We start from the raw sequence: 26,399 nt of genomic DNA on the forward strand, positions 1-26,399 counted from the left end.
GCTTATCTGCCCCCCTTCAGGCGGCACCCAGTGCCCCGAACGGCGTCTCGCCGTGCCCCTCGCACGCGGCACCGCCCAGGAGATCGCCCACACCGCATCCCGCCGCAGCGGACCCCGAAAGTGGCTCCGCGCTGTCCAGTGGCTCATCGGCGCCGGCCTCCACCCCAAGGCGAACGCCACCACCCTCCGCGTCGCCGAGGACCTCGCCGCCCGCATGGACTACGACACCGGGCACGCCCGCTACTGCCTCGACGAGACCGCCGCACGACTCGGCGTCTCCCGGGCCACCGTCAAGCGGCACGTCGGCTACCTCCGAGAGCTCGGCGCCCTCGCCTGGGTTCAGCACGGCACCCGCACCAACGTCCGCCGACTGATGGGGCTCAAGGGCTACGCCGCCACCGCCACCGTGTACGCCGCGGTCATCCCCTCAGTGTTCGACCACGCCATGGGCCACCGCATCATCGGCACCGGCTACACGGCGCGCGTCATCATTGACCAGCGCGGCCAGGCTCAGAAGCCTGTGGATACTGCTGGTAACTCGCCTGTGGATAACTCCGCTCTCGGGGGCCTTGAGCCCCCTTCCCTCACCTTGGTTAAGGAAGAGAGTCAAGTTCAGGTAGTGGGTGGTAGTAACTACACCTCGCAGGCTCGGCCGCCCAAGAGCCGGATCCCCCACCAGAACAGCAGCATCAACGGTCGCCGCCGCACCGCCGCCGACGTTCAGAAGGCAAACCAGACCGTTCGCCTGGTGCGCGCCCTCGTCAACTGGACCCAGACCGTGCCCCTGCGGCGCCTGGAGTACGTCCTCCGCCCGTGGACCGACCGCGGCTGGGACGCCCTCCGTATCGCCGACGAACTCCACGGCCTGTGCTCCGGCATGCGTTGGAAGCCCAAGCGCCCGGACGCGTTCATCCGCGCCCAGATCGCTAAGGACACCGCGCACGAGGAGATGTTGGCGCAGGCCGTCGCGTGGGAGGACTCCACCGCCTACCGGCAGATGACCGCCCTGCGTGCCCTCCTCGCCCCCGCCGCCACGGAACCCGAGCCGGAGCCGGAGCGCACCGACGAAGACCGCCTCCGCGCCCGCATGGACTGGAACAACTGGCCCGAGGTCCTCGACCACTACGAGGAAGACGACCTCGACGCCATCGACCTGTACGGCAAGCGCCTCGTCGACTTCGCCATCGAGCAGGGCGCCCGCACCCGCGCCTACCTCTGATCGGAGACCGCCATGCCCAACACTCCTGAGACCGTGGACTTCCTGACGGTGCCCCTCGCCGACGGCGGCACCTGGACCCGCCTGGACCGGCTCACCGACGGCCGCATCATGTGCTGCATCTGCTTCGAGTTCTGCACTCGCGACCAGCTGAACCAGGTCGACGGCGGCGTGGAAGACGTCTGCAAGCCCTGCGTCCGCAAGGAGGCAGCCGTCGCTGAACTCCCCAGCAGCGCCTGCCGCATAACCCTCGACCCCGGATGGGGTGGTGCCATCCAGGTTTGCACCCGCGTCAAGGGCCACGACGGCTACCACCGCGACGACCGGACGGCCGGAGGTGCCCAGTGACTGAGCAGGCATCCGGCGCCGACCTCGCCCGGCAGGCCCTCGCCGCCGCCCGCGCCACCGCCAAGACCGCCCCCGCCCCGGGCCCCAGGAAGACCCGCCGCACCCGGCCGGCCCGCGGAGAAGGACGTGACCCCCAAGGCCTCGGCGCCATCCTCGGACGCCTCACCGCCGAACAAGGCTGGGACACCGGACTCGACGGCGGCAACCTCATCGACCAGTGGCCCACCATCGCCCCCACCGAACTCGCCACCACCGTGCAGCCCGTCGCCTACGACCCCGACCGCGGCATCCTCGAACTCCGACCGTCGTCCCCCGCCTACGCCACCCAGGTCCGCCTGTTCCAGCACCAGCTCGCCAAACACCTCAACACCGCGCTGGGCCGGCCCGCCGTCCGCACCATCCGCGTCCTCGCTCCCGGCCACGCCACGGCGGCCGCCGACACCGGCCCGGAGCCCGAGCCGGCCAAGCCCACGGACACCCCGGTGAAGACGAGGGAGACCGCGCACCCCGGGTACCGGGCTGCCCTCGAAGCCGCCCTCACCCACCGGCCCGAACGCCAGCACACCAACCCCTACGTCGGCGAAGCAGCCGCCCGCCAGGAAGCCGCCATGCGCGCCCACCGGCAAGCCGAAGACGAACACCGCGACGCCGTGTGGGAACTGGACCGGCTCACCGTCCCGGAGGTCGACCGCAGCGAAGCCGCCCGCCGCGCCGCCCTCGCCTACAAACGGCAGGCCCCCGCCGACGGCGGCACGCCCCGCCGACTGTTCGGCGCAGCCTGACCGGCAGGGGCAACGCGGCGGCGGTTCCTGCGGCACCGTGTACGCGATCAGCACTGCACGAACGGAGCCGCCCATGGTCCTCACCCGCACCCCCGCCTGGCACACCCGCGAAGCTGCGGACGAACGGGCATGGCTCGACCACTGGGCCCAACTCCACCTCGCCCCCCTCCTCGAGCCCCAGCCCGTCCCGGCCGCCGCGCCGGCCCTCACCCTCGCCGGGAGCCCTCGATGACCACCATCGTCTACCCACGCCAAAACCCCCGCCCCCGAGCCGCCATCTCCAGCACAGCCCTGGACGCACCGGAGGCCGCCCGGGAAGTCGCCCGCACGCTCCGCCGACCCATCGCCGACTTGGGGCTCCCCGCCTGGCCGCGGCCCCGGCTCGTCCACGACCACGCCGCACTGTTCCGTGAGCCGACGTACGCCGACGGCCAGCCCTACGCGACCGACGACGACGAGGACGACCAACCGGCGGCGCCCTGACCGCCCACCGACGTATACCGCGGTATACGCGCCCACCTGGTTGGCAAACCTCCTCTGCGGTCCCCGAGGCGTATACCGCGGTATACGCCCGCCACGGTGAACCCACCGCCCAATCCCAGACCCCACCCCGCCCATCTGAGAAGCTATGCCCCGTCCGAGTACCGAGAGCCCTTCTCGGGAAGCACACGGAAACGGAGCACCATGCCCTCCTCAGTCCTCGTCGTGTCCACCGACCCCCAAGGGTCAACCATCTGGTGGGCCGACCGCGTCGGCGACAACCTCCCCTTCGACTTCGCCGCCGCCCACGAAGACCCCGACAGCCTCGCCGCCCTGAAGGGCTTGGGCGCGCAGATCCACGTCATCGCCAACCAGAAGGGCGGCGTCGGTAAAACCACCACCGCCGTCAACCTCGCCGCCGTCACCCACGACGTCCTCGGCAACAGCGACGACCGGCAGCACATCTTCATCGACACCCCCGGCAGCCTCGAGAACGAACACATCCTCGCCGCCGCCCTCGACGTCGCCGACGACGTCCTCGTGCCCATGCCGCCCGAGCCGCTCGCCTTCGACCCGACCGCCCGCACCATCGAACGCGTCATCGTCCCCCGCGGTCTCCCGTACACGGTCGTCATCAATGCCTGGGACCCGCGCGACGGCAAGGCGGACCTCGAGGACACCGTCGCCTACATCGACGCCATGGGCTGGCCCCGCGCGAAGACCGTCATCCGCCGCTACAAAATCCACACCCGTGCCGCGTCCGAAGGCAAGGTCGTCACCCAGTACGCCGACAACGGCACCACCCTGCGGGCCCGCGAGGACTACTTCCGCCTGGCCCTGGAGCGCGGCTACGGAGGACGCCGCTGATGGCCGGCAAGCGCGTCTCCCTCGCCTCCCTCGCCGAAGCCAAAGTCGAAGCCGTTCCCGGGGCCAGCCGGCCCGACCTCATCCACGTCCCCCCGAACACGGTCGCCCCCACCCCCCTCAACCCGCGGCGCGCCTTCGACGAAACCGAACTGATAGAGCTCGGGGAAGACATGCGGGCCGGGCAGCTCCAGCCGTGCGTCGCCGTCAACAAGGCCGCCTACCTGAAGCTGTACCCGGAGCACGCCGACCGACTGCCCGACGGCTGCCGGTACATCATGGCCGCCGGGGAACGCAGGTGGCGGGCCGCCGCCAAGGTCGGCCTGGACAGCCTCGATGTGATGCTGCGGCACGACCTCACCGAATCCCGGGTCCGGTTCCTCGCCGCGGTGCTCTCGGAGAACGTGCAGCGAGCCAACTTCAACCCCATCGAGGAAGCCGACGGGCTGCGCGCCATGCTCGACCTCCACGACGGGAACCAGGCGGCCGCCGCCAGGGCGATGGGCAAGTCGAAGGCGTGGTTCAACCAGCGGATCGGCCTGCTGCGCCTGTCCGATCAGATGGTGGAGCTCGTCTTCGCGGGGAAGCTCACCGCGTTCAGGGACATGCGCCGGTACGCGGCCCTACCCCCCGGCGAGCAGTACACCGCGTGGAAGTCGGACCAGGAGCAGCCCCGCCCGCCGAAGCCGCCCCAGCCCGAACCGCCCGCGGCTGCTCCTGCCCGTGATGCCGGGCAGCCGGAGGCGTATACCGCGGTATACGCCGGGCCCGCAGAACCCGCGCCTGCCCCGGACGTCCCGGCGGTGTCCGGTTCGTCCTCGGGCCTCCGGAAGGAGCTGTCGCCGGAGCCGGCCACCGCACCGGTGGAACCGCCGGCAGGCGGACTTGAGCGCGCCGAACCGGCGCCTGGTGCTCCTGAGGCGCTGCGGCCCGAGCCTGAGCTGATCCCCGACCCGCGGCCCGAGCCATCGGCGGAGGGCAGGCGGTTCCCCTACGACAGTCCAGGGGAGGCAGTCATGCTGCTGGCGCATCGGATGGGCGACGACGCGTTCTTCGAAACGGTGCGGCTCCTTGTCATGAAGGCCGCCGACCGTAATGGGGGCCGTCTGCACGGCATCCTGCGTGACACGGTGAAGGAACGCTCTTTGTAGAGCACCTGCTCCGGTATTCGGCCCTCACCATGATGGTGGGGGCCGACGTCGTCTTCCGGTCAACTTCCATCCCATACAGCCCAGTTGCCGGGGTTTCTGCATCACCCGCTCGAGTGACACCAGCCCGCGACTCTTTCCTCGCGCACCAGTTCGTGGATTGGGTGGAGACTGCTGCCAAGTCTGGGGCTGCCGGCGGCAGGCCGGGAACGGCGGAGGTGGATCGCAGCCCACCCGCCGGATCCCGGCCCCCACACCTGGCACCTCTCCTGGCCGCACGAAAACAGGGGGAACAGGGTCCTGCGGTGTGGCGTCATCCGGGATTAGACTCCCGTCATCTGGCGGGCGTACGCCCGTGAGGTCTCAAGGCCCCTCCCAGTCGCCCCGATGGTGTGTTGTCGGCAACACCGCACCCCGGACCGCGCAGGAGGGGCCTTCCCCATGCCCACACCACCCCTTCACGCCCCGTCCACGCTCCTTCAACCCCGGGTAACGCACTGGCCAAAATTCGTTTCGAATGCGAGTCAATAGCCGAGAACCCGCCTCCATGTCTTACTCACACACCATCGGCAGTGTCACAGTGGCAACCCGCACTCCGGACTGGCAGCCGGATGCGCACCCACCACCCCGGCACCCGATCAGTGTCGGTGCACCAAACCTTCCCATCTGCCGGAGGAGCGGAGACGCCCCATGTCCGCAGAGCCGACCCGTCCCGGGCCCGACCGACCATCCCGCCCGGCCACAGTCCTCACTTTTCCGACGGCGAGCCGGCCCCCGCGCCCCACGCGCAGGGAAAGGACCCCTGTCGTGCCACCCGACCCCCACACGGACGCCCACCAGCGGCTCGCCGCCACCATCGAGGCCGTGTTCGCCCGCCACGGCCGCAGCCTCACCGACGACGACACCGCACAGGACTACCGCATCACCCTGACCGAGGTGCGGCGGATGTTCCAGGGCGCCCACGCCCAAGGAGTCCTCGGCAGCGAAGCGCACCGCGAACTGGACGCGATGATCGAAGGCATGGCGGCGGTCCCCGACTTCCTCACCTGACGCCGGGTGAGGCCGGGGTGACCCGGGCTGCTTCATCACGGCCACCCCGGACACTCAACAGCAAATACGCCCCGTTGATCATTTGACACAGTCTGTTCAACAGGCGCCCCAGATGTGCCACGATGGGCCGACCGGGTAGACCCGGAGTACCAACCTCCAGCCGCCCCGGCGTGCGCCCCACCGTGCCCACGGACCCAAGTGCGCCCCGGGACAGGCAGCTGGATGAACAGGGGACGGGGACAGCATGGGCCAAGACACCAGCATTGCCGCAGCCAGAGCCCTCCGACTGCTCAACACACCAGCCCTGCGACACCCTCCCACCCGCGGCCCCCAAGAACGCCGCACGGCATCCACCACCCCGGCCGCACCGCTCAACCTCGGCATCGTCGACTACCTCGCCCGCACCGTCGCCGAAGTCGCCGACCACACCCGGGAAGTGGACCCGCAGGCCGGCCCGCCCCCGGACCGGGTGGAGGACATCTACGACTGGTACACCGCCCACACCGGCGACGCTGACGAGGACCAGCAGCGCCGCCGCGACACCGTGATCGAGCGTCACCGCCTCGAGCACGCCGTACGGCTCGGCGAGTTCGACGAAGTGTGCAAGCATCCCTGCCCCCGCTGCCGATGCTGGGGCCTGATGTGGCAGGCCGCGGGTAACCGGGCCAGGTGTACGAACCGCCGGTGCCGTACCCCGGACGGCATGAGCTCCTCCTGGACCCTCGGCCGGCTCGCCGCGCAAAAGGTCCAGCGGACAGAAATCTGGCGACTGAACGCAACCTGATCCGCCCCCAACGGGTCTACCCAGCAACATCCACAACTGGACACATCCCCACCCAAGCGGACCCCTGCTGGGTTCGCGCCCGTATCGGTCGCCGTCAGCTGCGAACTGTGGCCGCCGACCTGGGAGGCCACATGGCCGCAACGCACTACAGTCCCCTGCCCGAGCAGATAGAGGACCCGGTCACCTACCAGGAGGCCGCAGCCCTGTTCGCCCGCACCGGGCATGATGCGCCCGTGTCCACGCTCCGCCGGTGGGCCAAGGAGGACCGTCTGGAGACGGTGAAGTCGGGGCGGACGGTCTACGTGTCGTGGAGCGACCTCCTGGAGGCGCACGCGAAGCGGATGGCGGTGAAGCTGAGGGCGTCGTCGAACTGGCCTTGACTGTCCGCATGAGCTAGGCCCTGATCTCCAGTTGCTGGGGGTCGGGGCCTTTTTCATGCCCACACTCTGAACCTATTGCATTCGTAATGGAATATGGGTTAACTTGGGTTTGCAGTCACCGCCACACCCTGAACGGGCAGGCGACGCACACCCATCCCCACCCCGGAGCACCCATGGCCGTGATCACGCACGCCCACACCCGACCCGAAACCGACTACTACGCCCTCCCGGCCACGCTCCAGGACGCCTTCGACGAGCTGATGGAGCAGGCCGACCAGGCCGGCACCACCGACCACTTCCTCACCCTCATGGCCCGCGCCGCCAGCCTGACCGGCATTCGACTCCCGGCCAGCGGCGACATACGGCGCTGCGCCTGCTCCTGCATCTGCGGCTGCATCTTCGACGCCGAAGACCCCGACGCCCACGTCATCGAGTGGACCGACGGCTACAACCTGGGCCGCCTCCAGTGCCCCACCTGCCACGACCGGCACTCCGAAACCGCCTGAGAACGCAGACACCCCGATGCACCCGCAAGCCCGCCCGGCCGCGCATGACCACCGCACTGCGCGGCCGGGCGACCAACCCCCAAGGAGACGCCGCATGGCCACCACCGCCATGAACCTGCACGTGATGGCCGCCTACGCGAACCTCCACGGCATCCACACCGGCGACCAGTTCGCCACCGGCGACCGGCTGGACATCTGCGCCATCGCCTACGTGGTCGCCAAAGACTGCCCGGCCCCGCCCGTCTTCTACACCGACGAGTGCGCCTCCCTCGACCTCATCGAAGCCAGCGAGCCGGCCATGGACGCCATCCGCGCCATCTCCGCCTCCCTCCACTCCGAGCCGTGCGAGACCAACGGGCAGCCCGACTACATCGAGCACGTCTCCAACTGGGCCGCCACCCGCGCCCCGTTCTCCAGCGCGCCGCCCACCCCCAGCGAGGTCATCGGCCGCATCCTGCGGGCCGCCCTCGCCCTCGACACCGACCGCCCCTCCGCCGTCGCCTGACACCCCGAACGGAGCCCCTGCCATGAGCGCCATGACCCCCGAGACCACGAACACCTCCCCCGCCGACTCCTACAACGACGGCCTCATCGACGGTGAACTCGCCGCCATCACCCACCTGCCCTCCGCCCGCATCCACGCCCGCGCCGCCATGGCCGACGAGTACGACCCGCTGTACGCGCAGGGCCTCATCGACGGCTACCTCCACGCCATCGCCGTCAACGCCGCCCTCATCGAGAAGGAGCAGACCGCATGAGCGCCCGCGACGAACTCCGCCGCTACGTCCACCTACTGGCCGACGCATGGACGCCCTGCGAGACAACCGACGCCCGCGTTGAGAAGCTGTACGGGCTCGTCCGCGCTGAGGTACTCGCCGAGGCCAAGGCTGAAACCGTCGCCTGGCTGGTGAAGAAGGCCAGCGAGCGGAACATGCAGGACGCCGCCGTCCTGGCATCCAAGCTCGACCGAGGCGCCGTCCGCATCTTCATCGGGACGGACTACTACCGGGGCGCCATGGACGAGCACCGCGCTGAGGTGCTCGCCGAAGCGGCAGCAGTGGTCGACGCGACGCTGACGGAAGAACCCGACACCATGCGCGCCTCCGCCCTGTACGAAGCCCTGCTGAAGCTGCGCGCCATGCCGCCCTGCACCTGCGCCCGCAGCTGGGGCCTCCACGGGAAGGCCTGCCGAAAGTACGTGGCTGGCCACGAACTGCTCAGCCCTGCCAACGCCCTCGCGGCCTACCGCGCTGAGACGGACGCCAGGTGACCTGGCCCGACGGCATCGCCCTCGCCGTCGGGCTCACCGCCCTCACCCTCATCCTCACCCACCAGCACCGGAGCACCACCACCCAGCACCCCAGCAGGACGGAGCACCGCAATGGCCCGCACCAGCAACACGGCGAAGAAGACCACCAGCCCGGCGAAGAAGACGACCGCGAAGAAGACCGCCCCCGCACGGACCCCGCGTAAGAGCGCCGCCAAGACCGCCCCCGCCACGCCAGCCACGCCCCGCCTGTCCCTCGTCAAACCCGAACCCGCTCGCCCCCACCTCCCCACCCGCGCCCGCCACTGGATGACCGACACCCAAGGCCACGCCACCCTCGCCGCCCGCATCGCTGGCATCCCCACCCACCGCATCCACGACTGGCGTGACCACCGCGACGGAACCGCCACCCGCCCCCTGGCCGACGGCAGCCACCTCCACTACGACCACACCACCCGAACCCTCACCTGGCACGCCCCCTGCCCCCAGGGCGCCATCCACGCCTACCGGCTCGACTCCCCGTCCACCGCCACCACGGCCCGCATCCACGCCGACCGCTGCACCACCCCCCACACCGACCTCAACCACATCCCCGCCCTCACCCCCGACGAACTCGCCGGCTACGGCATCCACACCGGCCCCACCTGGGCCCGCCCCGACGTCCTCGGCGAAACCCCCACCCAATCCATCCCCGACCTCGACCACATCTCCGGCCCCTACCCCGAGCCGCGCGCCCTCGGCGACCAGCTCACCCACTCCGGTACCGACACCACCGCCACCCAGCCCATGAATACCCGCGAGATAGCCGCCGCCCTCGAAGCCCGCACCGACAACGACCTCGACACCGCGAAGGAGCACCCGGACCATGCCTGAACTCCTTGTCCTCATCGACAACAAGCCCACCCCTCTCCACGACTGCGCCTGGGTGGAATACGCCTCCTGCGGCTGCGCTGTCAGCGTCGCCATGGCCGCCATGGACGACGGATCCCGCGCCCTGCCCACCGAGGACGACGCCCGCCGCCACCTCGAACCCAGCAAGAGAGCCCGGGACAAGCAGATCCGTCAGGGCGACCGCCTGGAACTGATGACCATGGACCGCTACCACGCGGAGGTCGAACTGGCCGTCCGCTGCCCGCACCTCAAGGGCGACACCACGCAGCAGACGCTGGACCCGGCACAGGGAGCCACCCGTGCCTGAGACCACCCCCGGCTACGACGCCGCCCTCGCCGCCGCCGAACACCACGCCGCCATGCTCAAACGCCACGACCCCTTCTACATCACCCAACTCGCCAACCAGCTCGAGCAAGCCGTCGAATTCCGCATCCCCTGCCCCGGACACCCCCACCACGCCGACCTCCGCATCAAACGCCGCCTCGACGGCCAGGCAGACGGATGGGCCGTCCTCAACGACAACCCCGGCAACGAACACGCCTGGACCGGCACCCGGTGGATCTACCGCGGCAACCTGACCCGCGAACAGATCTACCGCTACACCCGCGACGACGCCATCGAGGAAGCCACCCGCATCGCCCCCCTCGAAACCGCCGCGTTCCTCGCCCACATCGAACGCCTCCGCGCGCAGCACCAGGAAGGAGTCACCCAGTGACCATGACCGCCCCCGAAACCGCACACGGCGGCATCCTCCGCCCCCCGTCCTGGCGCCTCGCCCTCCCCGCCCAAACCAAGCTCATCAACGCTAACCAGACCATCCACTACCGGCGCAAAGCCGAACTGGTGAAGGTCATCCGCAACGCCGCATGGACCATGGCCCGCCACAGCAACATCCCGGCCCTCCAGCGCGCCCACATCTACTTCGTCATCCACCCCGACACCAGCATCAAACGCCGCGACCCCGGCAACTGGGCCCCCTCCGCCAAAGCCGCCGTCGACGGCCTCGTGGACGCCGGCGTCCTCCCCGACGACGACGCCACCCGCCTCATCGGACCCGACCCCCGCATCGGCCACCCCGTCAAGGGCTCCCAACTCGTCCTGTGGATCACCGACCTCAACCAGATCCACCCCGACCACCTCGCCCTCCTCAACCCGCCGGCCCTCCCCGGAGACCCCCGATGAGCCTCACAACCGCCCGTACCGGCCACGGCATAAGAAATGCCTCGCTGAGCGCTCCGGAGCACCCTCTCGGGACCCGGGAGAAGCGCACCGCCGTCAACTACGCCCTGAGTGCGAAGGGGATACCCGCGAAGGCCTGCTCCAAGTGCTGGGTCATCTAGTCGACGGGAAACTTCTGCAAGAAGAAGAGCGCCTCTGATGGGCTTGAGTCCTACTGCCGAGCCTGCGCAGCGGCCACGTACACAAGGCGGATGGCTGAAGACCCGGGCTACCGGGAGATGATGCGCAAATCTTCGCGGGAGTCTCACCGGAAGTTCTACCCCGAGCGTCGGGCAGTGATCCAGCAGCGAGTGAAGCGGCGGCGCCTTCAGTACCTTGCCGAGAACGCGAACAGGGTGCAGGACCCGAAGGTTCTCAAGCGGTGCGCCGGCCAGTGCGGCCAGATGCTACCCGAGACGGAATTTCGGCTGAACCGCGGAGTGGCGGGTGGGCTGCGCGCTCGCTGCAACCACTGCTCGGATGCCTGCAAGAGGGCCCGACGAACCTGCTTCGAGGCGTTCGGTGACCCTGTCGGCCAGGCCTGCTACCTGTGCGGACACGAGATAGAAGCCCTGCCTGACGCGTGGGTTGACCACGTCATACCGCAGTCCCAGAGCGGACCTGATACGGCGGACAACGTCCGCTGGACGCATGAGCTGTGCAACCTCAGCCGCGGAGCGAAGCCGCTCACCCCTGAACAGTTCCAGCGCTTTCAGCGCATCGTTCCTACCTTCCCGGGAGCCCAGAAGTGACCACCACGCTGCACCTGACCCGCGCCCACAACTGGCGCACCTCCGCCGCCTGCCAGGGCGTCGACCTCGAGATGTTCTTCGTCGACAACCCTGGCACCCAGGCCCGCATCCAGGGGATTTGTCGAGGCTGCCCGGTCCGCACCAGCTGCCTCGCCGACACCCTCGACTACGAGGGGCAGTCCCACATGCGGTGGGGTGTCGTCGGCGGGCTCACCACCTGCCAGCGGCGGGCCCTGCGCTGCGAGGCCCTGCTGGGGAACCGGCCGAACCTGAAGCAGGCGCGGGTGTTGTCGTCGCCGGTGTGGGCGGCCGTGATGGTGCCGTTGCGGCATCGCGGGTTGTCGCCGGCGCAGATCGCGGTGGAGCTTCGTGCGCACGATGTGCTGGTGTCGGCGGTGACGGTGCGGGTCGCGGTGTGGTGGGCGGGTGGTAAGGGCAGTGTGATGCCTCGCCGTGGTCCGGGGGATGGCCGGCAGGTGTGGGAGTTGGTGCGGGATGAGTGCCGGGAGGTGGTGTACGGGCTGCGGGAGTTGGGGGCGGGGAATCGGGATGTGGCCGCCTATTTGCAGGTGTCGGAGGACGCGTTGGCTCGTGCGATTCATGCCTGGCGTGCCGAGGCCTCGGAGGGGGTGAAGGCGGCATGAGTGGTCTGTCTGCTGAGCGGCGTGGTGACCTCGCTGAGGGGATGCTGCCGGTGGCCGCGAACCTGGCTGTCCTGGTGCACGGTGATGGCGGCCCCGAAGACGTTGCGCAGGTTCTTGAGAGTTTGGACGACGTCCAGAAGAACGCGCTGATCGTGGTCCTGGCCGGGTTGGTGGATCCGGAGCAGCCGGTGGGGAAAGCGTTGGGCTGGCTCGACTTCAACGAGCACGGCAGTCTGACGGTGCCGGCGTCGTGGTCCGAGGAGCGTTCGGTACGCGACCTGGCCCCGGATCCGGCCGTGGACCTGGATGACGACTTCGTGGACCAGGAGGCCGTCACCCGGTTCGTGCGCGGGTTCCGCGTCGACAGCTTCACCGACACAGAGTTCCTCGAGGCCGTGAAGCAGTGCGTCGCGAAGGGGATGAGCCTGGGGGACGTGGATCAGCTGCGCCGGTGGCCGCGGAAGACGACGGAGAACTGGGTGAACCGGCTACGGAAGCAGTACCAGCGCTCTGGTCGTACGTTTCCGTCGCTGGCCCAGCCGGGGGCCCGGGTGCTGTCGGAGCAGGAGGTGATCGAGATTCGGGAGCGGTCCGCGGCCGGCGCTTTGGATCTCGATCTGGGGATGGCGTTCGGTTTGAACTCATCCACTGTCGGGGCGATCTGCCGGGGCCGGTCGTACGCCCAGTACGGGGGGCCGATTCGGGAGCCGAAGAAGGTGCAGCACCTGGCGGGGACGCGGAAGCACACGTGTGGGCACGGGGACAACTCCCTGGCCGCGAGGAACGTGAAGCATGAGATGGGAGAAGCGGCATGAGTGGCGACACGGTGATCACGGTGTGTGGCAACGTCACCAAGGACCCCGAACTGCGCTGGACGAACAACGGTGTGGCGGTCGCGAAGTTCACCGTGGCGTCCACGCCGCGGACGTACAACCGGGACAAGCAGGCGTGGGAGGACGGGCCGACGCTGTTCCTTCCGGTGACGGTGTGGCGGCAGCAGGCCGAGCATGTTGCGGAGAGTGTGGCCCGGGGCTGCCGTGTGGTGGTGCAGGGCCGGCTGTCCCAGCGGTCCTATGAGGACAAGCAGGGCGTCAAACGGACCGTTTATGAGCTGGAGGGTGACGAGGTTGCCGTTTCGCTCCGGTCGGCGACCGCGGTGGTGTCGAAAGCCGGTGGGCAGGGGCAGGGCCGGGAGCAGTATCAGCAGGCGCGTGCGCGGTCGTCGCAGGAGGGTCGGGAGGATCCGTGGGCGTCGTCGGGTGCGGCTGCGGCTGCGGCTGCGGAGGCGGCGCAGGCCGGGGCGTGGGGTGGTCGGGGAGGGGATGCGGACGATCCGCCTTTCTGATCTGACGCGCGGAGCGTGGAGGGGTCTGGCCGGTGGCTGGGCCCCTTTTCGTGCGCCGAGGCGCCCGTTAAACCTATTGCCGTCGCAATGGAGTATGGATTAGAGTGGCGATACCGACACCGCACCACCCGAACGCAGGGGGACCCCATGGTCACGTCCACCAGCCACCTCGCCGCGATCATCACCGCCAGCACCGCCCTCGTCCTCGCCCCCATCACCCCCGCCGCCGCCCACCACCTCACCGCCTCCATCCCCGAGCCCACGCCGGCCCTCACCCCGCAGCCCCCCACGCCCACCGCGATCCTCCTCGCCCACGCCCAGCTCACCCTCGCCGCCCAGGTCCGCACCGCCCTCGGAATGCCCGGCCGCCACATGCGCGAGGACGAGGGCGAGACCGCCCGCCGCGTCAGCCTGTGGTCCCAGCACGAACTGAATGCCCTGTACGAGCGGGTCGGCGGCACCGTGACCACCCGCACCGTCCAGCGCTCCACCCACGGCGGCGAATCGACGTGGGAGGCCCTCGAAATCACGCTCACCGTCGACCTCCCCGGCATCGGCACCGTCGAGATCTTCACCGACTGGGACGAGGAGACCGGCGGATACGACCTGCCCGTCATGCAGGCCACCCCGGACGCCACGCTCATCCCCGCCTGACCGCCGAAGGGCCCGGCCTGCCCTGGCCGGACCCTTCTCCCCCCCTGGAAGGGGACATCCGTTGCCCTGCGACTGCGACGCCACCCCCGAAGAGGTGGCCGCCAACATCCACAACCAGCCGTGCACCAGCCACGACAACGCACCCGACGACGACCCGGCCGACCACTACACCCAGTAGGAGCCCGCCATGCCCGCCCATGACATCGACATCGACGACTACGCCTCCTACTCCGAGACCACCGAGCACGAGGACGGCCGCACCAGCGGGCCCGTGATCGTCACGGGCCGTCAGGTCCGGAACCGCATGACCGCCACGGTGTACACGGCGGGCGGTGAGGCTCCGGAGTATCAGGTGATCGTGCAGAACCCGGAGACCGGAGCCATCACCGGCATCTCCACGGCCGTCAAGCACGGGCACCACACGACGACCTGGACACAGATCAGTGCTGACGAGCAGGACCGCATCAGGCGCGAGCGGACCACGCAGAGGGCGCAGATGTGGCAGGCCGCGGCAGCCGCTGGCGCCTTGACCCGCGACGCCTGAACCCGCGGTCCCTGGCCCCTCGGGGGACCGTCCGGCCGTGCATCTCGGCTCGGCACCCCTACCTCAGCCCGACGACGACCCGGCCGACCACTACACCCAGTAGGAGCCCTGCACATGACCGACAGCCAGCCCACCAAGACCGTCACTATCACCCTCGACGCCGCAAACAGCGACCGCCAGTACCCGTCCTACCAGATCAGCATCAACGCGATGGAGAGCGAGACTAACGGTCACGGCTACCGGCTGATGGGCTCGAAGTACATGGGCCGCAGCCGCAACTTGCGCACGGTGGAGCTCACGCAGCGGGACGCGGACGAGATCCGCGCTGTTCTTGACGAGGTGTTCCCGCCGAATCCGGCGGCCGTCCTCGACGAGATCGCCGACGTTCTCGCCCGCGCCTACGACGGGCAGTCGCTCGCCGAACTCCGCGACGAGCACGCCGCCCTCCACCTCGAGGCCGCGGCCGCCGTCCTCGCCCACCTGACCGCCCGCCACTGACCCTCCGAGGAGACCGGCATGCCTCTCATCGACCAGCACCCCAGCCCCGCCCCCGAGTCCCAGCCGGCCGAACCCGTGGGGACCGTTTTCACTCCCACGCTTGAGGACATGGAGGGCTGCTACAGCGGTGTCCTCGTGGCGTCGCTCGGCGAGGGTGAGGAGGCCATCGCCGTCACCGGTGACAAGCGTCAGGCGTTGGAAGCGCTCGACACCTACTACCGGGAGGTGTGCGGGCATCCGAACCTCCTGGACGACGCTGCCGCCGGGCTGGTGGACGCCTACTACTTCCTGGACTGCGGGCACGCCCTGTTCACGCGCCGCGCGGACGGCGGATGGACGGCTACGGCCGCCGCCGAGACCACGCCCAGCGCCATCCCCGTCACCTGGTTCCAGGCACCGGGACCGGTTCCGCAACCTTACGTGCGGCACAACGACCCGCAACTGCCCGCCGGATCCGCTTGAGGGCCGGCGGCCCCGAACAACAGCGACGACCCGGAGCGCATCGACGACTGCCCCCGATCCCACCACACCACCAGGAGCCCCGCCGTGACCACCACCCACATCGGCCGCTCGTTCCTCGGGATGCGTCCCGACATCGAAGACTCCTGCCCCTGCCCGAAGGCGCCATGCGGGCTCGTCATCGCCGACGAGGCCAGCCCGGAGTGCGGCCAGCATCACTGGTCGGCGGCGAAGACGATGCGTCAGTCGCACCCGGCGGACGAGTGCCCCGCCGAAGCCCGACCCACCCCGGCCGCCCCCGCGGGCAGCCTTCCCGATCTCACACCACCATCAGGAGACCCGATCATGACCGACCAGCAGATCACCACCGCCCTCACCCACCGCCTGCGTCTCGCGCACGACTACATGCAGACCCACGGCTGGACACAGCACACCGAAAAGGACGAGCAGGGTCAGGTGTGTCTGACCGGAGCGGTCCGACTGTGCTCACCCAAGACCGGTGACGAGTACCTCGTCAGGGCTGTACTCCAGCATCGGGGCCTGGCGGAGTCCTGGAACGACGCCGCGGACCGCACCGTGGCCGATGTGCTGGATGTGCTCTCCACACTGGAGATCACGGACACCGACCTGGAGCACACGTTCGGTCCCGGATGGGCCGGCGTGGTCCGGGTCGTGCGTGAGGCCGCCACCCTGACGGAAGAGCAGGCGGACCGGATCTCTGCCGCCTGGGATGCCGCCCAGTCTGCCGCCTGGTATGCCGCCCAGTCTGCCGCCTGGTATGCCGCCTGGGATGCCGCCTGGGATGCCGCCCAGTCTGCCGCCTGGGATGCCGCCCAGTCTCCCGCCCGGCCTGCCGCCCGGGATGCCGCGCTCGCTGAGGCCACCAGGCACCACACCACCCCCGAGCAGTACCAGTTGCTCTCCGCCCCCTGGCAGACGGTGTTCCCCGTCCAGGACTGACCCACCCCGACCGCCCCCACCGGTGGCGGGCCCGCCCCGGCTCCGCACAGGGCCCGGCACCTCGTCCAACGCCCCCTCGAACCCCGCGCGCACATCACCCGCCGCCAAATCGACATCCTCCGCCTCGCCGCGAACGGCAGTGAGACCGCATGACCATCGCCCGCGCTTCGGCGCGACTCCCGTACACCCGACGCCCCACCACCACGAAGGAGACCACCCGATGACCGACACCGACGACCTCACCCCGCAGACCCCCGAGGAACTCATCGCCGACCTCGGCGAACTCCACACGCGCACCATGGTGTCCCCCCTCCCGAAGCAGCCCGCGGCGATGGGCTGGCAGGCCGTCGCCGGGACCATGGCCGCCGGGTTCACCCGCGCCCTGTACGCCCTCAACGAGGTCGACCCCGTCAAGGCAACCGAGATCACCGCGTGGTACCAGGGCCCGTTCGAGGACGGCCCGGACCCGGAGGAGCACACGGACTGGCTGGAGCGGACCGTCGCGAAGGTCGACCTGGATCTGCTGGAGCGGTGGGTGCAGGACGGCCAGCGTCTGGCGGAGTCGTCCAAAGCCGCCGTGGAAGCCCACGAGGCGGAGAAGTGGGAGCCGCTGCGCCTGGCCCTGTCCCAGGCCCTCGGTCTCGGCACCGGCGCCCCGTGGAACGCCATCCAGGACCGCGCCACCGAACTCGCTGCCCTCACCGACAAGCACCGCTGCGACAACTGCGAGGGCGTGGCCCCGGCGTCCTGCCTGGTGAATCCGGAGCGCACCGCGTGAACGCCCCAGTTCTGGTGGGCCCGTCACCCGATGGTGGCGGGCCCGCCCCGGCTCCGCACAGGGCCCGGCACCTCGTCCAACGCCCCCTCGAACCCCGCGCGCACATCACCCGCCGCCAAATCGACATCCTCCGCCTCGCCGCGAACGGCAGCACCAACCGGGCCATCGCCCACCAGCTGGGCGTGAGCGAGGAAACCATCAAGACCCAGTTGCAGGTGGCGTACCGGAAGTTGCGGACGAGGGATCGCACGCAGGCGGTCACGGTGGCGCTGCGTCTGGGGCTGCTGTCGCTGGACGACATCGACGTGCCGGCGGGCGCGAACTCCGGCTACCGGCACTCCGAATGACCCAGCGAAACGGACATCTTAGACACCGCCACCGGCGGGTAAGACCGATCAAGCCCGGGAGGGCCCCATGCACCGCATCCGCCCACACCTCGGGCTCACCGCGTACATCCTCGTCGGAGCCGCCACCGGAACCGGCAGCGTCCTGTTCTGGCTTCGCGTCCTCGGACCGGACCGCCCCCAGTGGGTCCTGTTCCTGATAACCGCTGTGACGGCCCTGATCGTGTTGAGGGCTGCGGCCGAAGCGCAGCACCGCCACGGAAGGCGGCGGCCCCGCCGCGCCCACGCCCGACCCCACCCCGCCAAGACCGGAAGGAAGATCGCATGACCGACCGCCCGCCCCTCGAGGACCTGGACGCCGAACCGGAGCCCGCACGCTGGTGCTGCAACGGCAACGCAGAAGACTGCGCCCTGTGCACCGATCCGAACCCGCCCTACCCGTTCGTCTGCCCCGAGCATCCGCGGACGCCGGACAACGAGCGGATTGTGGAAGACAAGGCGGAGGAGCGGGCCGCGGCGGAAGCCTACGATCGGGCCCTCCGTACCCCGCCCAGCGCGGAGGCGTGCGCTGCTCTCCGGGAGCGGTTGACGTCGGGAACGGTCGCTCGCCGGAAGGTTCGCCGACGGACGGCGACCGAAGCGACCGGAGCCGTCTGCACGGTGACCGTGACCGTGCACGCCCCGACCGAGGAGAACGCCGCAGCGTGGGCGCAGACGATTAGCGATCTCGTATCTGCCGAGCACGGGCAGGAGATGCGGCTGAACATCCAGATCGACCGCCCGCGGAAAGCGTGCTGCGGCAAGGACATCGGGCACCACATCTTCTGCCCGACACGCCAGCCCAAGGAGCAGCCGTGAGCGCCGCGGGTGGGTCCGCGACCCGTGAGGCTGCCCGCATCCGCAGGAGCGGCCGGAAGGGCGCGTGGGGCCACATCACGGCGTGGGCGGGCATGAACCCGGAAGCCGCCCGCGCGGACGCCACAGCGGCCCGGTGGGAGTTAGGGGCCCGCGCGGAACGGGCCACCGCACGGCTGGTGCGGCCGCTTTGGTGGCGTGGCTGGCGGATACGGCACGACCTGCGGATGGCCGGCCGCCGCTTCAACATCGACCACGTGCTCGTGGCGCCGTGCGGGACGGCGGTCGTCGTCGGGGACACCAAACGCTGGCATGCCGGGCGGGCGACGCACGCGGTGGGCGGGCGGCTGTTCTGCGAGGCGGAGGACCGACACGGTGAGGCGGAGAAGGCTGCCGGGTACGCGCGGCTCCTCCAGGACGCGCTGGGCCTGCCCGGGGTGGTGGTGTGGCCGGTACTGATCGTGCACGGGTCCCCGGTGGCGGCGGGCGGGCATGTGCAGGTGGTGGCGGGGGCGGGGGTGGTGCAGGTGGTGGCCGCGGACCGGGTGCGGGGACTGTTGCGGGGTGCGTCGTCGGGCTGGTCGTGGAGCCGTGCCCGGCGGGTGGCGGCCCGGGTGGACGAGGTACTGCGCCCCTACCAGTGATCGGCAGGGGACCGTAGGGTGGGTGGACGCCTGGGGGCATGAGGAGGCCCGTCATCTGCTTCGTGCAGGTGGCGGGCCTCTTTTCGTGTTTCTGCACAGAACCGGTTGCGCCTTCCAGATTTGGAAGCTACCTTGGTGTCGTGAGGTCAGGGGAACAGCCCCAGACCCCAGTCGGAAGGACCCGACCATGAACCGCATCGACATCGCCCACCAGGTCTCCACCACCCTCGGCGACCATGCCGACGACTTCAACATCGACGGCATCGTCGACGACCTGATCGCCGCCCACGACGGCAACCTGGCCAGCATTGACGACTTCGACTCTCAGTCCTACTGGGCCATCGTCGAGACCCACGACGTTTCCACCCAGGCTGACGAGGACAACGACCTCGGCACCACCGCATGGCTCGCCGTCCAGTCCAACGTCCTCGTCTACGGCGAGGGCCCCCAGGTGATGGTCCTCGCCCACCAGGCTGACGGCAACGCCCTCGAGGTGATGCCCTCCACGGCCCTGCCCGTCCCCCTCAGCGACGACCACGACATTGCGCAGGACGCCGCTGAGACCACCCTCAAGGCGGCCGGCTGGGAGACCGTCGGGGAGTGGAACGCCGTCGACACCGGCTACACCGTCAAGGTCCGCCGCGCCTGACCCGTCGCCCCCTTCCGCCTGGGCCCGTCCTCGTACTGCCGGGGACGGGCCCGCCCTTTGGAGAACCGATGCCCGAGAAGACCTACACCGACCCGGCCGGCATGCCTGACGACGAACGCATGACGCCCGCAGAACTCCGCGTCGTACGCGAGTTCCTAGGCCTGACCCCCGAGTGGCTTGCCGCTCACCTGAACGTGTCCGGGCGGACCGTCCGCCACTGGGAGCAGGGCAAGTACGCCATCCCTGATGGTGTCCGCCTGGAGATCGAAGACCTGGAGCGGCGCACCGGTGAGTTCGTGTCCGGGGTCATCGACAAGCTGATGGACCTGCCCGACCCGGCGGTGGTCACCTACCGGGACGACGCCGAATACCGGGCTGCACGCCCGGATGCCGAGTTCCCCGCGTCCTGGCACCGTGCGGTCGTCGCCCGTGTCGCGCAGGAGGTGCCGGCCCTGTCCATCGCCTACCCGGACGAGGCCGCCACCGGTGCGCCGGCCCAGACCGCGCGGCAGGGGGCGCGGAGGTGACCTGCAAGGCGCCGACGTCGTCGTGCGGCACCCCCTCCGGGTGGCGGGCCGGTGGGCGCTGCGTGCGCTGCCGTCTCGCCCACAACCACGACACGAGCAGCCGCCGCGGCCTGACCGACCAGGAGCGTGACACCTTCCTGACCATGCTGCGCGCCGGGAAGACCGTGGAGGAAGCGGCAGAGGGCGCCGGCGTCACCACGAATGCGCTGGCGCAGGCCGCGCGCCGTGACGGGGAACTGCGGGCCGCCCTGGACGGCATGCCGGTCGGCGTACAGGCCGCGGCGCAGCGCGCCGAGCTGCTGGCCGCCCTGGTCCGCTGCGGCGGGAACCAGGCCCTCGCCCAGGACCAGGCCGGTCTCCCGCACGGCACCGTCAACAACTGGCGGCAGGCTGATCCGGAGTTCGATGCGGTGGTGCAGTCGATTCTGGTGTGGCTGGACGCCTCGGAAGGGCGGAACCGCAAGCGGGTCGGGAACCGGATGCATCAGCATGCCGCCCGGTTCCGTGAACTGTGGATGTCCGGGGCGTCCTACCGGGAGATCGGGGACGAGCTGAGCATCACCCCTGCCACCATCAGTTCCTGGCGCAGGAAGATGGACCTGCCGGCCCGCAGCACGCCGGTGCTGGACGAGCATGCCGACCGCTTCCGGGAGTTGTGGGAGGCCGGAGCTACTTACGAGGCGATTGCCTCGGAGTTGGGGATCAGTGAGGCCACCGTCTACCTGTGGCGGTCCCGGCTGGGTCTGCCGTCCCGGCACCGGGTGAAGACCGAGGTCGACGTTTTGAACGCCTGACGGACGTGCGACTGACCCCGCTCCGCGGGGGATGAGGGCGGGCGCCGCAACGGGGGATGCGGCGCCCGCCCTGGCAGTCTGGCACGCGCCACCGACAGGACGGGGCGGTTCAGGATGGGATGTTCAGCCACTCCGGGGGCTCGGCCAGGCACGGCGCGCTGGCCGCACTGGTCACGGGGACCTGCCCGTCCGGGGCGGCGAGGATGTTGCCGGTGAGTTCGTCGAGGACGAACTCTGTGTAGAGGATCACGCGCTGCCCGTCCTGTACGGCGATGCGGAGGTCGGAGTCGCGTAGCGGAACTGTGCGCGGGTTGATGCCGTTCGCGGTGAGCCCCTCGCAGAGGGCGAGCCGTTCTTCCTCGGTGGGGTGCGTAACGCCCATCAGGCACCGTCCTCGCCATGAAGGGTGTGTCCCACCTGTCGGATCACGTCGGCGAGGTCTGCGTGGGAGTAAGGGTCGTCGTCGTCCATGAAGCCGATGTCGCAGAGGGCGCGGCGGATGTCGTCCAGTTGGTGTTCCTTGGCGCGGCGGGCCTGGTGGGCGAGGCGGAGGCGGCTCTCTGCGGTCTCGGTGCGTTGCCGCTGCTCCTCGTACGCCTCGGGTGTGGGTGCGACGTCGCCGCGGCCGCAGGACGGGCAGTAGCCGGTGGGCGGGGCGGGGGAGGTCTGGGCCATCAGGCACCGTCCTGAGTGGGCGGGGCGAGCTTGCCTGCCATGAAGGCGCGCCCCATCGCGGCTGCGAGCTGGGTGTCGAGGTTCTCCATCTCCTTCTCGGCGGTGGAGCCCTCGCTGATGATCCGGACGGCCATGGCGAGGCCGGAAAGCATGCCGGACAGGAAGATGCCGGCAGGCGTGCCGTCGGTCTGCTGGGTGAACTCCTTGCCGACTTCGAGGAGGGCCTTGATCTCGCGCTGTTCGCGGGGGTCCATGGGCATCAGGCACCGTCCTGGGTGGGCTGGAGGGCTACGTGCGGGTAGGCGCGCACATGCGTGAGGTCCTCGTTGGGGACGGTCTTGCCGCCGAGGGGTCTGGCTGATGTCTCAGCCCAGCCGGCGTGGACGCTGGGGAAGAGGACGAGCTGGGCGCCGGATTCGATGCATAGGTCGTTGGGGCCGATGACGCGGATGCGGCCTTGGCGGAGGCAGACGGGGTCGGTGCCGATGAATGCGACGGTGTCGCCTTCGGTGAGGGGGCGTCCGCTGTAGTCGACGGCCTGGGGCGGGGGCGTGTCGGTGGTGGGCATGTCTCCACGGTGCCGGTTTTCCGGTCCGACGTTGCCCCCTCCGGTGCGGGCATGGAGGTGGCCCGGCAGCGCACTGGGGGTTTGCTGCCGGGCCGGTCTGAAGGGGGGTGGGTTAGCCCCAGGTGGTGTCGTTGGGGGCGACCGGGGCCGTCTCGCCGTCGCCGTCGTCGGCGGCGTTCTCGTCGTCGTTGTCGGCGGGTGTGGTGCCCCAGGTGGTGTCGCCGGTGGTGGTGGGGGATCCCCACGTGGTGTCCGGTGGCGTGGAGGTTTGAATGGTGAGGGCGGTACCGGTGACGGCGGCGGCGATGCTCAGGCCGACGAGGAGGCGGCGGATGCGTTTGGTCACGGCGGGGTCCCTTTCTGTAATTATGGGGTGCACGATAACGGGGCGCCGTCCCGGTTTTCTCGTACTTGGCGATCCTGCTGCGAGTCCCCTGGTGTGCGCGCGTGTTCTGGCAGTAGACGCGTGCACGGTGTGGGGAGGATGCGTTGTACGAGCGCCGGGGGACGCCCCACGAACAATCTGCCCTAGTGTGGCTGCACTCTCAACGGTTCGACTTTGCGTATTGATGCAGTGCGTGTTTACGCAGGCGGGGGGTTTGTTTTGACGGGGGATCAAGTTTTGGCCATGGGTGACGCGGTGTGTGATCGGCCGGTTTTGTCTGCGGACGCTGTGCGCGCGTATGGCCTGATAGTGCAGGGTGAACCGGTACCCGCCGAATGCGCGGACGCCGTGGAGGAGCTCGCCGCCTGGGGTTTCATCGTCACTGGCGGTGATCACAGAAACCGACCGGTCGCGCTGAATCCCGCCGACGTCGCCCAGCGCCGCATGGACGCCATGCTCACGGAAGCGGCCGCCCGTGTCGCCCAGCTCAGCGCCCTGCCGAAGGTGACGGAGCAGCTCGCCGGCCAGTACGCGCGGGCACAGTGGACAGCCGGCGCGGGAGCGCAGTACATCGACGACGCGGTGGAGGTGAATGCCCGTCTGGATGATGTGGTGGCGGGCGCGGGGTGGGAGATCTTGGCCGCGCAGCCCGGGGGGCCACGGGATCGGGCGCAGCTGGAACGTTCCCTGGCTCGGGATACGGCCGCGTTGGAGCGGGGGGTGTTGAAACGGACCCTGTACATGGTGACGGCTCGGGACAATGCGGCGACCGCCGAATACGTGCGGGCCATGTCCTCGAGGGCGGAGTACCGCACTTTGGCTGCCCCGTTCGAGCGTTGCATCGTCGTGGACCGCAGGGTGGCGTTCATCTCCAACCATTTAGTGGAGGGCGCGCCCGAGCATTCGGCGTGGCAGGTTACGGACCGGGCGATGGTCGCCTACATCTGTGCCGAGTTCGAGGGGAAGTGGCGGCTCGCGGACCCGTGGCACGGTGAAATGCGGGGCCGGCAGGTGGAAGTGGACACGATCAGCGCCCCGGGTGCCCCGCGCACCACCAGACGCCAGCGGGAGATCCTGCGCGACCTGGCTTCGGGGAAGGCTCAGCAGTCGACTGCGGACCGGTTGGGGATCAGCCTGCGGACCCTGACGGGGGAGATCGCGGAGTTGAAGAGTCTGTTCGACGCGGTGTCGGTGCCGGAACTCACGTACAAGTGGGCGCTGTCGCCCGACCGTGGGGTGGACGACAGCGCACAGGTGTCGGAGGTTCAGGCGGTCGCCTAGAGGCGCGGGGCGATGGCGATGACGTCGTTCCACTCGTCGAGGGCGGGCTGGTGGAAGTTAAGCGGGATCTCTGTCTGCCCGGGGATGACTTCGGGTGGCGGTTGGTCCAGGACGCTGGCGAGGCTGAGTTGGCGGACGGGCTTGGTGCGCGGGCGGCGCTGCTTGGGTGGTGTGAGGCCGAGGCGTTGTGCGCAGATGGGCCCGTATCCGGTGGGGGTGGGGTGTTTCATGGCCCGTTTGCAGCCCTGGCACTCAAGACGGCCGGTCATGAGGCCGTCTTGGCCGCCAGCTCGAGCAGCACGTCGACGTGACAGGGAAGTTCCAGCGGGCACCAGCACATGAGGTCCCGGCCGCGCAGTTCGACACGGGCCCGGGGAGTGAAGCCGACGGTCCGTTCGGCGAACTCGCGGTAGAGACCGACGGCCATTACGTGGGCGGCGTGCTGGCTGCTGGTGCTCACTGTCCAGTCGGGCCGGGACACACCCTCACCGGCCCAGTTGACGGCCCAGCCGGTGCGGGGCTGAGCAACGACCCACGGGTTACCCCAGCGGGTTCCGCGGCCGACGTACACGGTTCCTTCGGGCTTGCGCCAGCCCTTGGTGCGCTTGCGCTGGATTCGGGTGGGCTTCACTCGTTGGCCTCCTGAGCTTTGCTGACGCGGTGGACCGGCAGGGTGGGGCCGGGGCCGACACTGCGGATCTGCACGGCGGGGCTGCGCGTCGTACGCGGGTCGTTGCGGTGCTTCCACGCGTCCCAGCCCTGCCGAGGGTGGGCGACCAGCCAGCCCAGGTTCTCGGCGGACAGGATGACGAACCTGGTCCACCAGCGGGCACTGTGGCGGCGCATGGCGCGGTCGTATTTCTGCCAGTGCGCCCAGTCGGAGGCGCGGTGGGCGGGCCGGTAGCGGCCGATGAGGTAGCCGACGGCGAGGGCGGCGAGGAAGGCCAGGGTGATGGTCATGCGCACCGCCCGTATTCGCGGCCCCCGGCGGGCTCCTGGGCGGCCTGGGAGGAGCGTCGGGCGGCCTGGTGCCGTATGGCGGCCCGTATGCCCGCCACGACCCCCACGAGGGCGAGGGACACGGTGGCGGTGAGGGCCTGAACCCACAGGACGGCGGTGTCGATGACGGTGACGAACGTGGTTGCGGCCTCGGGGGTCACGACGGCTCCTCGCAGACGTGGTCGTCGGGCTCGAAGGGCTGCCCGTTCTCGTCGTGCAGGGTGAGGCCGTCGTCCTCGTCGTACCAGCCGTCTCCGGTGGCACCACAGCTGCCGCACTCCCAGGTACCTGACAGGCTGATTCCAGTGAATCCGTGGCTGCTCATCGCTGCGCCCCGTCCTGTCGCGTCTCGATGGTGACTGTGGTGGTGCGCCGGGCAAGCCGGTGCTCCGTGTCCGGCACGCGCTTACGGACTCCGGCCAGCAGGCTCTGGGCGGCTTCCAGGATGGTCGTGCGGCTGGTGCTGTCCACCCAGGTGCCGTCGGGCTGCTGGGTCTGGGCGTAGTACTCGACGGTCGTGCGGCGCTCCGCGAACTCGGCGTTGACGGTCGGGTACAGGTCCGGGAAGGCGAAGCAGGCGTCGATCACCAGGGCCATCGTCTGCGAGTCCTTGGGGACGCCCTCCGACCGGTCGCGCATGAGGCCCTGGACGTATCCCATGACGGCGGCGGCCTGGCCGGCGGGCGGGGCGTCGGGCTGGTGGGGTACGGCACCGACGTGGGTGTTGTCCCAGTAGATACGCCCGGCGTTCCCGGCGATGCCCGCGTCGGCGATCAGAGGGCTGGCGTGGTCCGGGCGGGGCCACGCGTCACTGTCGGTGTGCTCTGCTGGGCGGACGCAGTGCTGGCGGCCGTAGGTGTGTGCGTTTTCGATGTAGGCGGTGCACGGGGCGGGCGCGGCCCGGTCGGCGGGCGGGGACGACACCGGGACGACGGGCTCCAGCGCGGCGCGAAGCGCGGACACAACGGCCGGGGTCCGGATCACCTCGGGGAGGTGCTGCTCCCAGTAGTCCGCCATCTGCCGAATACGGGCGAGGGCGGCGGTCGGGTCGGTGGTCATGGTGCTCCTTCGGTGAAAGGGTTGGTGGGCTGGCCGCCCCCGGTTGCTGC

46 protein-coding genes and 1 pseudogene are annotated in these 26,399 nt (G+C 69.9%); 36 read left to right on the top strand and 11 right to left on the bottom strand.

Going from position 1 to position 26,399, the window contains the following annotated elements; translation table 11 throughout:
* Positions 1–52: 52 nt before the first annotated feature.
* From TU30_RS26830 to TU30_RS26995, 35 genes and pseudogenes are all read left to right on the top strand, one after another.
* Positions 53–1,219 carry a hypothetical protein gene (locus TU30_RS26830; protein WP_052479927.1) on the top strand — a complete coding sequence of 389 codons (1,167 nt, stop codon included), beginning with the start codon at positions 53–55 and terminating at the stop codon, positions 1,217–1,219.
* A gap of 12 nt (positions 1,220–1,231) precedes the next feature.
* Positions 1,232–1,564: a hypothetical protein gene (locus TU30_RS26835; RefSeq protein ID WP_042174613.1), complete on the top strand. Its 333-nt coding sequence runs from the start codon at positions 1,232–1,234 to the stop codon at positions 1,562–1,564.
* On the top strand, positions 1,561–2,346 hold the full coding sequence (locus TU30_RS26840; protein ID WP_052479928.1) for a DciA family protein: 786 nt from the start codon (positions 1,561–1,563) through the stop codon (positions 2,344–2,346). The genes TU30_RS26835 and TU30_RS26840 overlap by 4 nt, the downstream gene beginning before the upstream one ends.
* 73 nt (positions 2,347–2,419) lie before the next feature.
* A complete protein-coding gene (locus TU30_RS36190; protein WP_158719373.1) occupies positions 2,420–2,578 on the top strand; it encodes a hypothetical protein in 159 nt (52 codons plus the stop codon).
* Positions 2,575–2,829: a hypothetical protein gene (locus TU30_RS36195; RefSeq protein WP_042174615.1), complete on the top strand. Its 255-nt coding sequence runs from the start codon at positions 2,575–2,577 to the stop codon at positions 2,827–2,829. The genes TU30_RS36190 and TU30_RS36195 overlap by 4 nt, the downstream gene beginning before the upstream one ends.
* Before the next feature lie 339 nt (positions 2,830–3,168).
* A pseudogene (locus TU30_RS38405) lies at positions 3,169–3,246 on the top strand (ParA family protein); the annotation flags it as partial.
* A 446-nt stretch (positions 3,247–3,692) separates the two neighbouring features.
* Positions 3,693–4,841, top strand: a complete 1,149-nt coding sequence (locus TU30_RS33060) for a ParB/RepB/Spo0J family partition protein (protein ID WP_052479929.1) — start codon at positions 3,693–3,695, stop codon at positions 4,839–4,841.
* 804 nt (positions 4,842–5,645) lie between these two features.
* Positions 5,646–5,888, top strand: a complete 243-nt coding sequence (locus TU30_RS26860; RefSeq protein WP_042174619.1) for a hypothetical protein — start codon at positions 5,646–5,648, stop codon at positions 5,886–5,888.
* Between the two features lie 244 nt (positions 5,889–6,132).
* Entirely contained in the window at positions 6,133–6,672 is a 540-nt protein-coding gene (locus tag TU30_RS26865) for a hypothetical protein (protein WP_042174621.1), read from the top strand.
* A 131-nt stretch (positions 6,673–6,803) separates the two neighbouring features.
* On the top strand, positions 6,804–7,052 hold the full coding sequence (locus tag TU30_RS26870; RefSeq protein ID WP_042174623.1) for a DNA-binding protein: 249 nt from the start codon (positions 6,804–6,806) through the stop codon (positions 7,050–7,052).
* 173 nt (positions 7,053–7,225) lie between these two features.
* A complete protein-coding gene (locus TU30_RS26875) occupies positions 7,226–7,558 on the top strand; it encodes a hypothetical protein (RefSeq protein ID WP_042174625.1) in 333 nt (110 codons plus the stop codon).
* Positions 7,559–7,652: 94 nt separating this feature from the next.
* Positions 7,653–8,063, top strand: coding sequence for a hypothetical protein (locus tag TU30_RS26880; RefSeq protein WP_042174626.1), 411 nt, complete (start codon positions 7,653–7,655; stop codon positions 8,061–8,063).
* A 22-nt stretch (positions 8,064–8,085) separates the two neighbouring features.
* Positions 8,086–8,316: a hypothetical protein gene (locus TU30_RS26885; RefSeq protein ID WP_042174628.1), complete on the top strand. Its 231-nt coding sequence runs from the start codon at positions 8,086–8,088 to the stop codon at positions 8,314–8,316.
* Positions 8,313–8,828, top strand: coding sequence for a hypothetical protein (locus TU30_RS26890; protein ID WP_042174629.1), 516 nt, complete (start codon positions 8,313–8,315; stop codon positions 8,826–8,828). Before TU30_RS26885 ends, TU30_RS26890 begins: the two co-directional genes overlap by 4 nt.
* Positions 8,825–9,031: a hypothetical protein gene (locus TU30_RS36200; RefSeq protein WP_158719374.1), complete on the top strand. Its 207-nt coding sequence runs from the start codon at positions 8,825–8,827 to the stop codon at positions 9,029–9,031. Before TU30_RS26890 ends, TU30_RS36200 begins: the two co-directional genes overlap by 4 nt.
* A complete protein-coding gene (locus TU30_RS26895) occupies positions 8,940–9,698 on the top strand; it encodes a hypothetical protein (protein ID WP_042174631.1) in 759 nt (252 codons plus the stop codon). The genes TU30_RS36200 and TU30_RS26895 overlap by 92 nt, the downstream gene beginning before the upstream one ends.
* A complete protein-coding gene (locus tag TU30_RS26900; protein ID WP_042174633.1) occupies positions 9,691–10,023 on the top strand; it encodes a hypothetical protein in 333 nt (110 codons plus the stop codon). The genes TU30_RS26895 and TU30_RS26900 overlap by 8 nt, the downstream gene beginning before the upstream one ends.
* The gene (locus TU30_RS35705; RefSeq protein WP_042174635.1) at positions 10,016–10,432 is read left to right on the top strand and encodes a hypothetical protein; all 417 of its coding nucleotides are present in this window, start codon (positions 10,016–10,018) and stop codon (positions 10,430–10,432) included. The genes TU30_RS26900 and TU30_RS35705 overlap by 8 nt, the downstream gene beginning before the upstream one ends.
* Before the next feature lie 2 nt (positions 10,433–10,434).
* Positions 10,435–10,899, top strand: a complete 465-nt coding sequence (locus TU30_RS35710; RefSeq protein ID WP_052479930.1) for a hypothetical protein — start codon at positions 10,435–10,437, stop codon at positions 10,897–10,899.
* A 248-nt stretch (positions 10,900–11,147) separates the two neighbouring features.
* A complete protein-coding gene (locus TU30_RS33070; protein ID WP_052479931.1) occupies positions 11,148–11,687 on the top strand; it encodes an HNH endonuclease in 540 nt (179 codons plus the stop codon).
* A complete protein-coding gene (locus TU30_RS33075; protein ID WP_052479932.1) occupies positions 11,684–12,331 on the top strand; it encodes a WhiB family transcriptional regulator in 648 nt (215 codons plus the stop codon). Before TU30_RS33070 ends, TU30_RS33075 begins: the two co-directional genes overlap by 4 nt.
* A complete protein-coding gene (locus TU30_RS26925) occupies positions 12,328–13,146 on the top strand; it encodes a hypothetical protein (RefSeq protein ID WP_158719375.1) in 819 nt (272 codons plus the stop codon). The genes TU30_RS33075 and TU30_RS26925 overlap by 4 nt, the downstream gene beginning before the upstream one ends.
* Complete coding sequence (gene ssb / locus TU30_RS26930; protein WP_042174640.1) at positions 13,143–13,676, top strand: single-stranded DNA-binding protein; 534 nt, start codon at positions 13,143–13,145, stop codon at positions 13,674–13,676. The genes TU30_RS26925 and ssb overlap by 4 nt, the downstream gene beginning before the upstream one ends.
* Positions 13,677–13,823: 147 nt before the next feature.
* A complete protein-coding gene (locus TU30_RS26935) occupies positions 13,824–14,330 on the top strand; it encodes a hypothetical protein (RefSeq protein WP_042174642.1) in 507 nt (168 codons plus the stop codon).
* 187 nt (positions 14,331–14,517) lie between these two features.
* Positions 14,518–14,874: a hypothetical protein gene (locus TU30_RS26940; RefSeq protein WP_042174644.1), complete on the top strand. Its 357-nt coding sequence runs from the start codon at positions 14,518–14,520 to the stop codon at positions 14,872–14,874.
* 114 nt (positions 14,875–14,988) lie between these two features.
* Positions 14,989–15,372 (top strand): hypothetical protein, encoded by a 384-nt coding sequence (locus TU30_RS26945; RefSeq protein ID WP_042174646.1) that lies wholly within the window; start codon positions 14,989–14,991, stop codon positions 15,370–15,372.
* A gap of 18 nt (positions 15,373–15,390) precedes the next feature.
* A complete protein-coding gene (locus tag TU30_RS26950) occupies positions 15,391–15,834 on the top strand; it encodes a hypothetical protein (RefSeq protein WP_042174648.1) in 444 nt (147 codons plus the stop codon).
* Positions 15,835–15,918: 84 nt separating this feature from the next.
* Entirely contained in the window at positions 15,919–16,791 is an 873-nt protein-coding gene (locus TU30_RS33080) for a hypothetical protein (RefSeq protein ID WP_052479933.1), read from the top strand.
* Between the two features lie 220 nt (positions 16,792–17,011).
* Positions 17,012–17,569: a hypothetical protein gene (locus tag TU30_RS36205; RefSeq protein WP_042174650.1), complete on the top strand. Its 558-nt coding sequence runs from the start codon at positions 17,012–17,014 to the stop codon at positions 17,567–17,569.
* Positions 17,566–17,916 carry a LuxR C-terminal-related transcriptional regulator gene (locus tag TU30_RS36210; protein ID WP_158719376.1) on the top strand — a complete coding sequence of 117 codons (351 nt, stop codon included), beginning with the start codon at positions 17,566–17,568 and terminating at the stop codon, positions 17,914–17,916. Before TU30_RS36205 ends, TU30_RS36210 begins: the two co-directional genes overlap by 4 nt.
* Positions 17,917–18,237: 321 nt before the next feature.
* Positions 18,238–18,771, top strand: a complete 534-nt coding sequence (locus tag TU30_RS35715) for a hypothetical protein (protein WP_042174655.1) — start codon at positions 18,238–18,240, stop codon at positions 18,769–18,771.
* Positions 18,768–19,412, top strand: coding sequence for a nuclease-related domain-containing protein (locus TU30_RS26980; protein WP_042174657.1), 645 nt, complete (start codon positions 18,768–18,770; stop codon positions 19,410–19,412). Before TU30_RS35715 ends, TU30_RS26980 begins: the two co-directional genes overlap by 4 nt.
* A 187-nt stretch (positions 19,413–19,599) precedes the next feature.
* On the top strand, positions 19,600–20,061 hold the full coding sequence (locus tag TU30_RS26985; protein WP_042174658.1) for a hypothetical protein: 462 nt from the start codon (positions 19,600–19,602) through the stop codon (positions 20,059–20,061).
* Between the two features lie 68 nt (positions 20,062–20,129).
* On the top strand, positions 20,130–20,588 hold the full coding sequence (locus TU30_RS26990) for a DUF1870 family protein (protein ID WP_042174660.1): 459 nt from the start codon (positions 20,130–20,132) through the stop codon (positions 20,586–20,588).
* A complete protein-coding gene (locus tag TU30_RS26995; protein ID WP_158719377.1) occupies positions 20,585–21,382 on the top strand; it encodes a helix-turn-helix domain-containing protein in 798 nt (265 codons plus the stop codon). Before TU30_RS26990 ends, TU30_RS26995 begins: the two co-directional genes overlap by 4 nt.
* Before the next feature lie 109 nt (positions 21,383–21,491).
* On the opposite strand, the gene TU30_RS27000 is transcribed toward TU30_RS26995, so the two are convergent.
* The 5 genes from TU30_RS27000 to TU30_RS27020 all read right to left on the bottom strand — a co-directional run bounded on the left by TU30_RS27000 (position 21,492) and on the right by TU30_RS27020 (position 22,971).
* Positions 21,492–21,764 (bottom strand): hypothetical protein, encoded by a 273-nt coding sequence (locus TU30_RS27000; RefSeq protein ID WP_042174665.1) that lies wholly within the window; start codon positions 21,762–21,764, stop codon positions 21,492–21,494.
* A complete protein-coding gene (locus tag TU30_RS27005) occupies positions 21,764–22,057 on the bottom strand; it encodes a hypothetical protein (RefSeq protein ID WP_042174667.1) in 294 nt (97 codons plus the stop codon). Before TU30_RS27005 ends, TU30_RS27000 begins: the two co-directional genes overlap by 1 nt.
* A complete protein-coding gene (locus tag TU30_RS27010; protein WP_042174669.1) occupies positions 22,057–22,317 on the bottom strand; it encodes a hypothetical protein in 261 nt (86 codons plus the stop codon). Before TU30_RS27010 ends, TU30_RS27005 begins: the two co-directional genes overlap by 1 nt.
* Positions 22,317–22,625, bottom strand: coding sequence for a hypothetical protein (locus TU30_RS27015; RefSeq protein ID WP_042174671.1), 309 nt, complete (start codon positions 22,623–22,625; stop codon positions 22,317–22,319). Before TU30_RS27015 ends, TU30_RS27010 begins: the two co-directional genes overlap by 1 nt.
* 112 nt (positions 22,626–22,737) lie before the next feature.
* On the bottom strand, positions 22,738–22,971 hold the full coding sequence (locus TU30_RS27020) for a hypothetical protein (protein WP_042174672.1): 234 nt from the start codon (positions 22,969–22,971) through the stop codon (positions 22,738–22,740).
* Between the two features lie 282 nt (positions 22,972–23,253).
* Here TU30_RS27020 and TU30_RS33085 point away from each other — a divergent pair, with 282 nt between their 5' ends.
* Positions 23,254–24,291: a hypothetical protein gene (locus TU30_RS33085; RefSeq protein ID WP_052479935.1), complete on the top strand. Its 1,038-nt coding sequence runs from the start codon at positions 23,254–23,256 to the stop codon at positions 24,289–24,291.
* Here the strand turns inward: TU30_RS33085 and TU30_RS27030 are convergent.
* Genes TU30_RS27030 through TU30_RS27050 form a run of 6 tightly spaced genes read right to left on the bottom strand, consistent with a single transcriptional unit; the run spans position 24,288 to position 26,349 of the window.
* Positions 24,288–24,521: a hypothetical protein gene (locus TU30_RS27030; RefSeq protein ID WP_042174674.1), complete on the bottom strand. Its 234-nt coding sequence runs from the start codon at positions 24,519–24,521 to the stop codon at positions 24,288–24,290. The genes TU30_RS33085 and TU30_RS27030 overlap by 4 nt on opposite strands.
* A 35-nt stretch (positions 24,522–24,556) precedes the next feature.
* Complete coding sequence (locus TU30_RS27035) at positions 24,557–24,922, bottom strand: DUF4326 domain-containing protein (protein ID WP_042174676.1); 366 nt, start codon at positions 24,920–24,922, stop codon at positions 24,557–24,559.
* Positions 24,919–25,251, bottom strand: a complete 333-nt coding sequence (locus TU30_RS27040; RefSeq protein ID WP_052479936.1) for a hypothetical protein — start codon at positions 25,249–25,251, stop codon at positions 24,919–24,921. Before TU30_RS27040 ends, TU30_RS27035 begins: the two co-directional genes overlap by 4 nt.
* Positions 25,248–25,451: a hypothetical protein gene (locus TU30_RS27045; RefSeq protein ID WP_042174677.1), complete on the bottom strand. Its 204-nt coding sequence runs from the start codon at positions 25,449–25,451 to the stop codon at positions 25,248–25,250. The genes TU30_RS27040 and TU30_RS27045 overlap by 4 nt, the downstream gene beginning before the upstream one ends.
* Positions 25,448–25,615, bottom strand: a complete 168-nt coding sequence (locus tag TU30_RS36215) for a hypothetical protein (protein ID WP_158719378.1) — start codon at positions 25,613–25,615, stop codon at positions 25,448–25,450. Before TU30_RS36215 ends, TU30_RS27045 begins: the two co-directional genes overlap by 4 nt.
* Positions 25,612–26,349 (bottom strand): hypothetical protein, encoded by a 738-nt coding sequence (locus tag TU30_RS27050; protein WP_042174679.1) that lies wholly within the window; start codon positions 26,347–26,349, stop codon positions 25,612–25,614. The genes TU30_RS36215 and TU30_RS27050 overlap by 4 nt, the downstream gene beginning before the upstream one ends.
* Positions 26,350–26,399 lie beyond the last annotated feature (50 nt).

This window comes from Streptomyces sp. NBRC 110035, from assembly GCF_000829695.1.
In the GTDB taxonomy this organism is placed as follows: domain Bacteria; phylum Actinomycetota; class Actinomycetes; order Streptomycetales; family Streptomycetaceae; genus Streptomyces.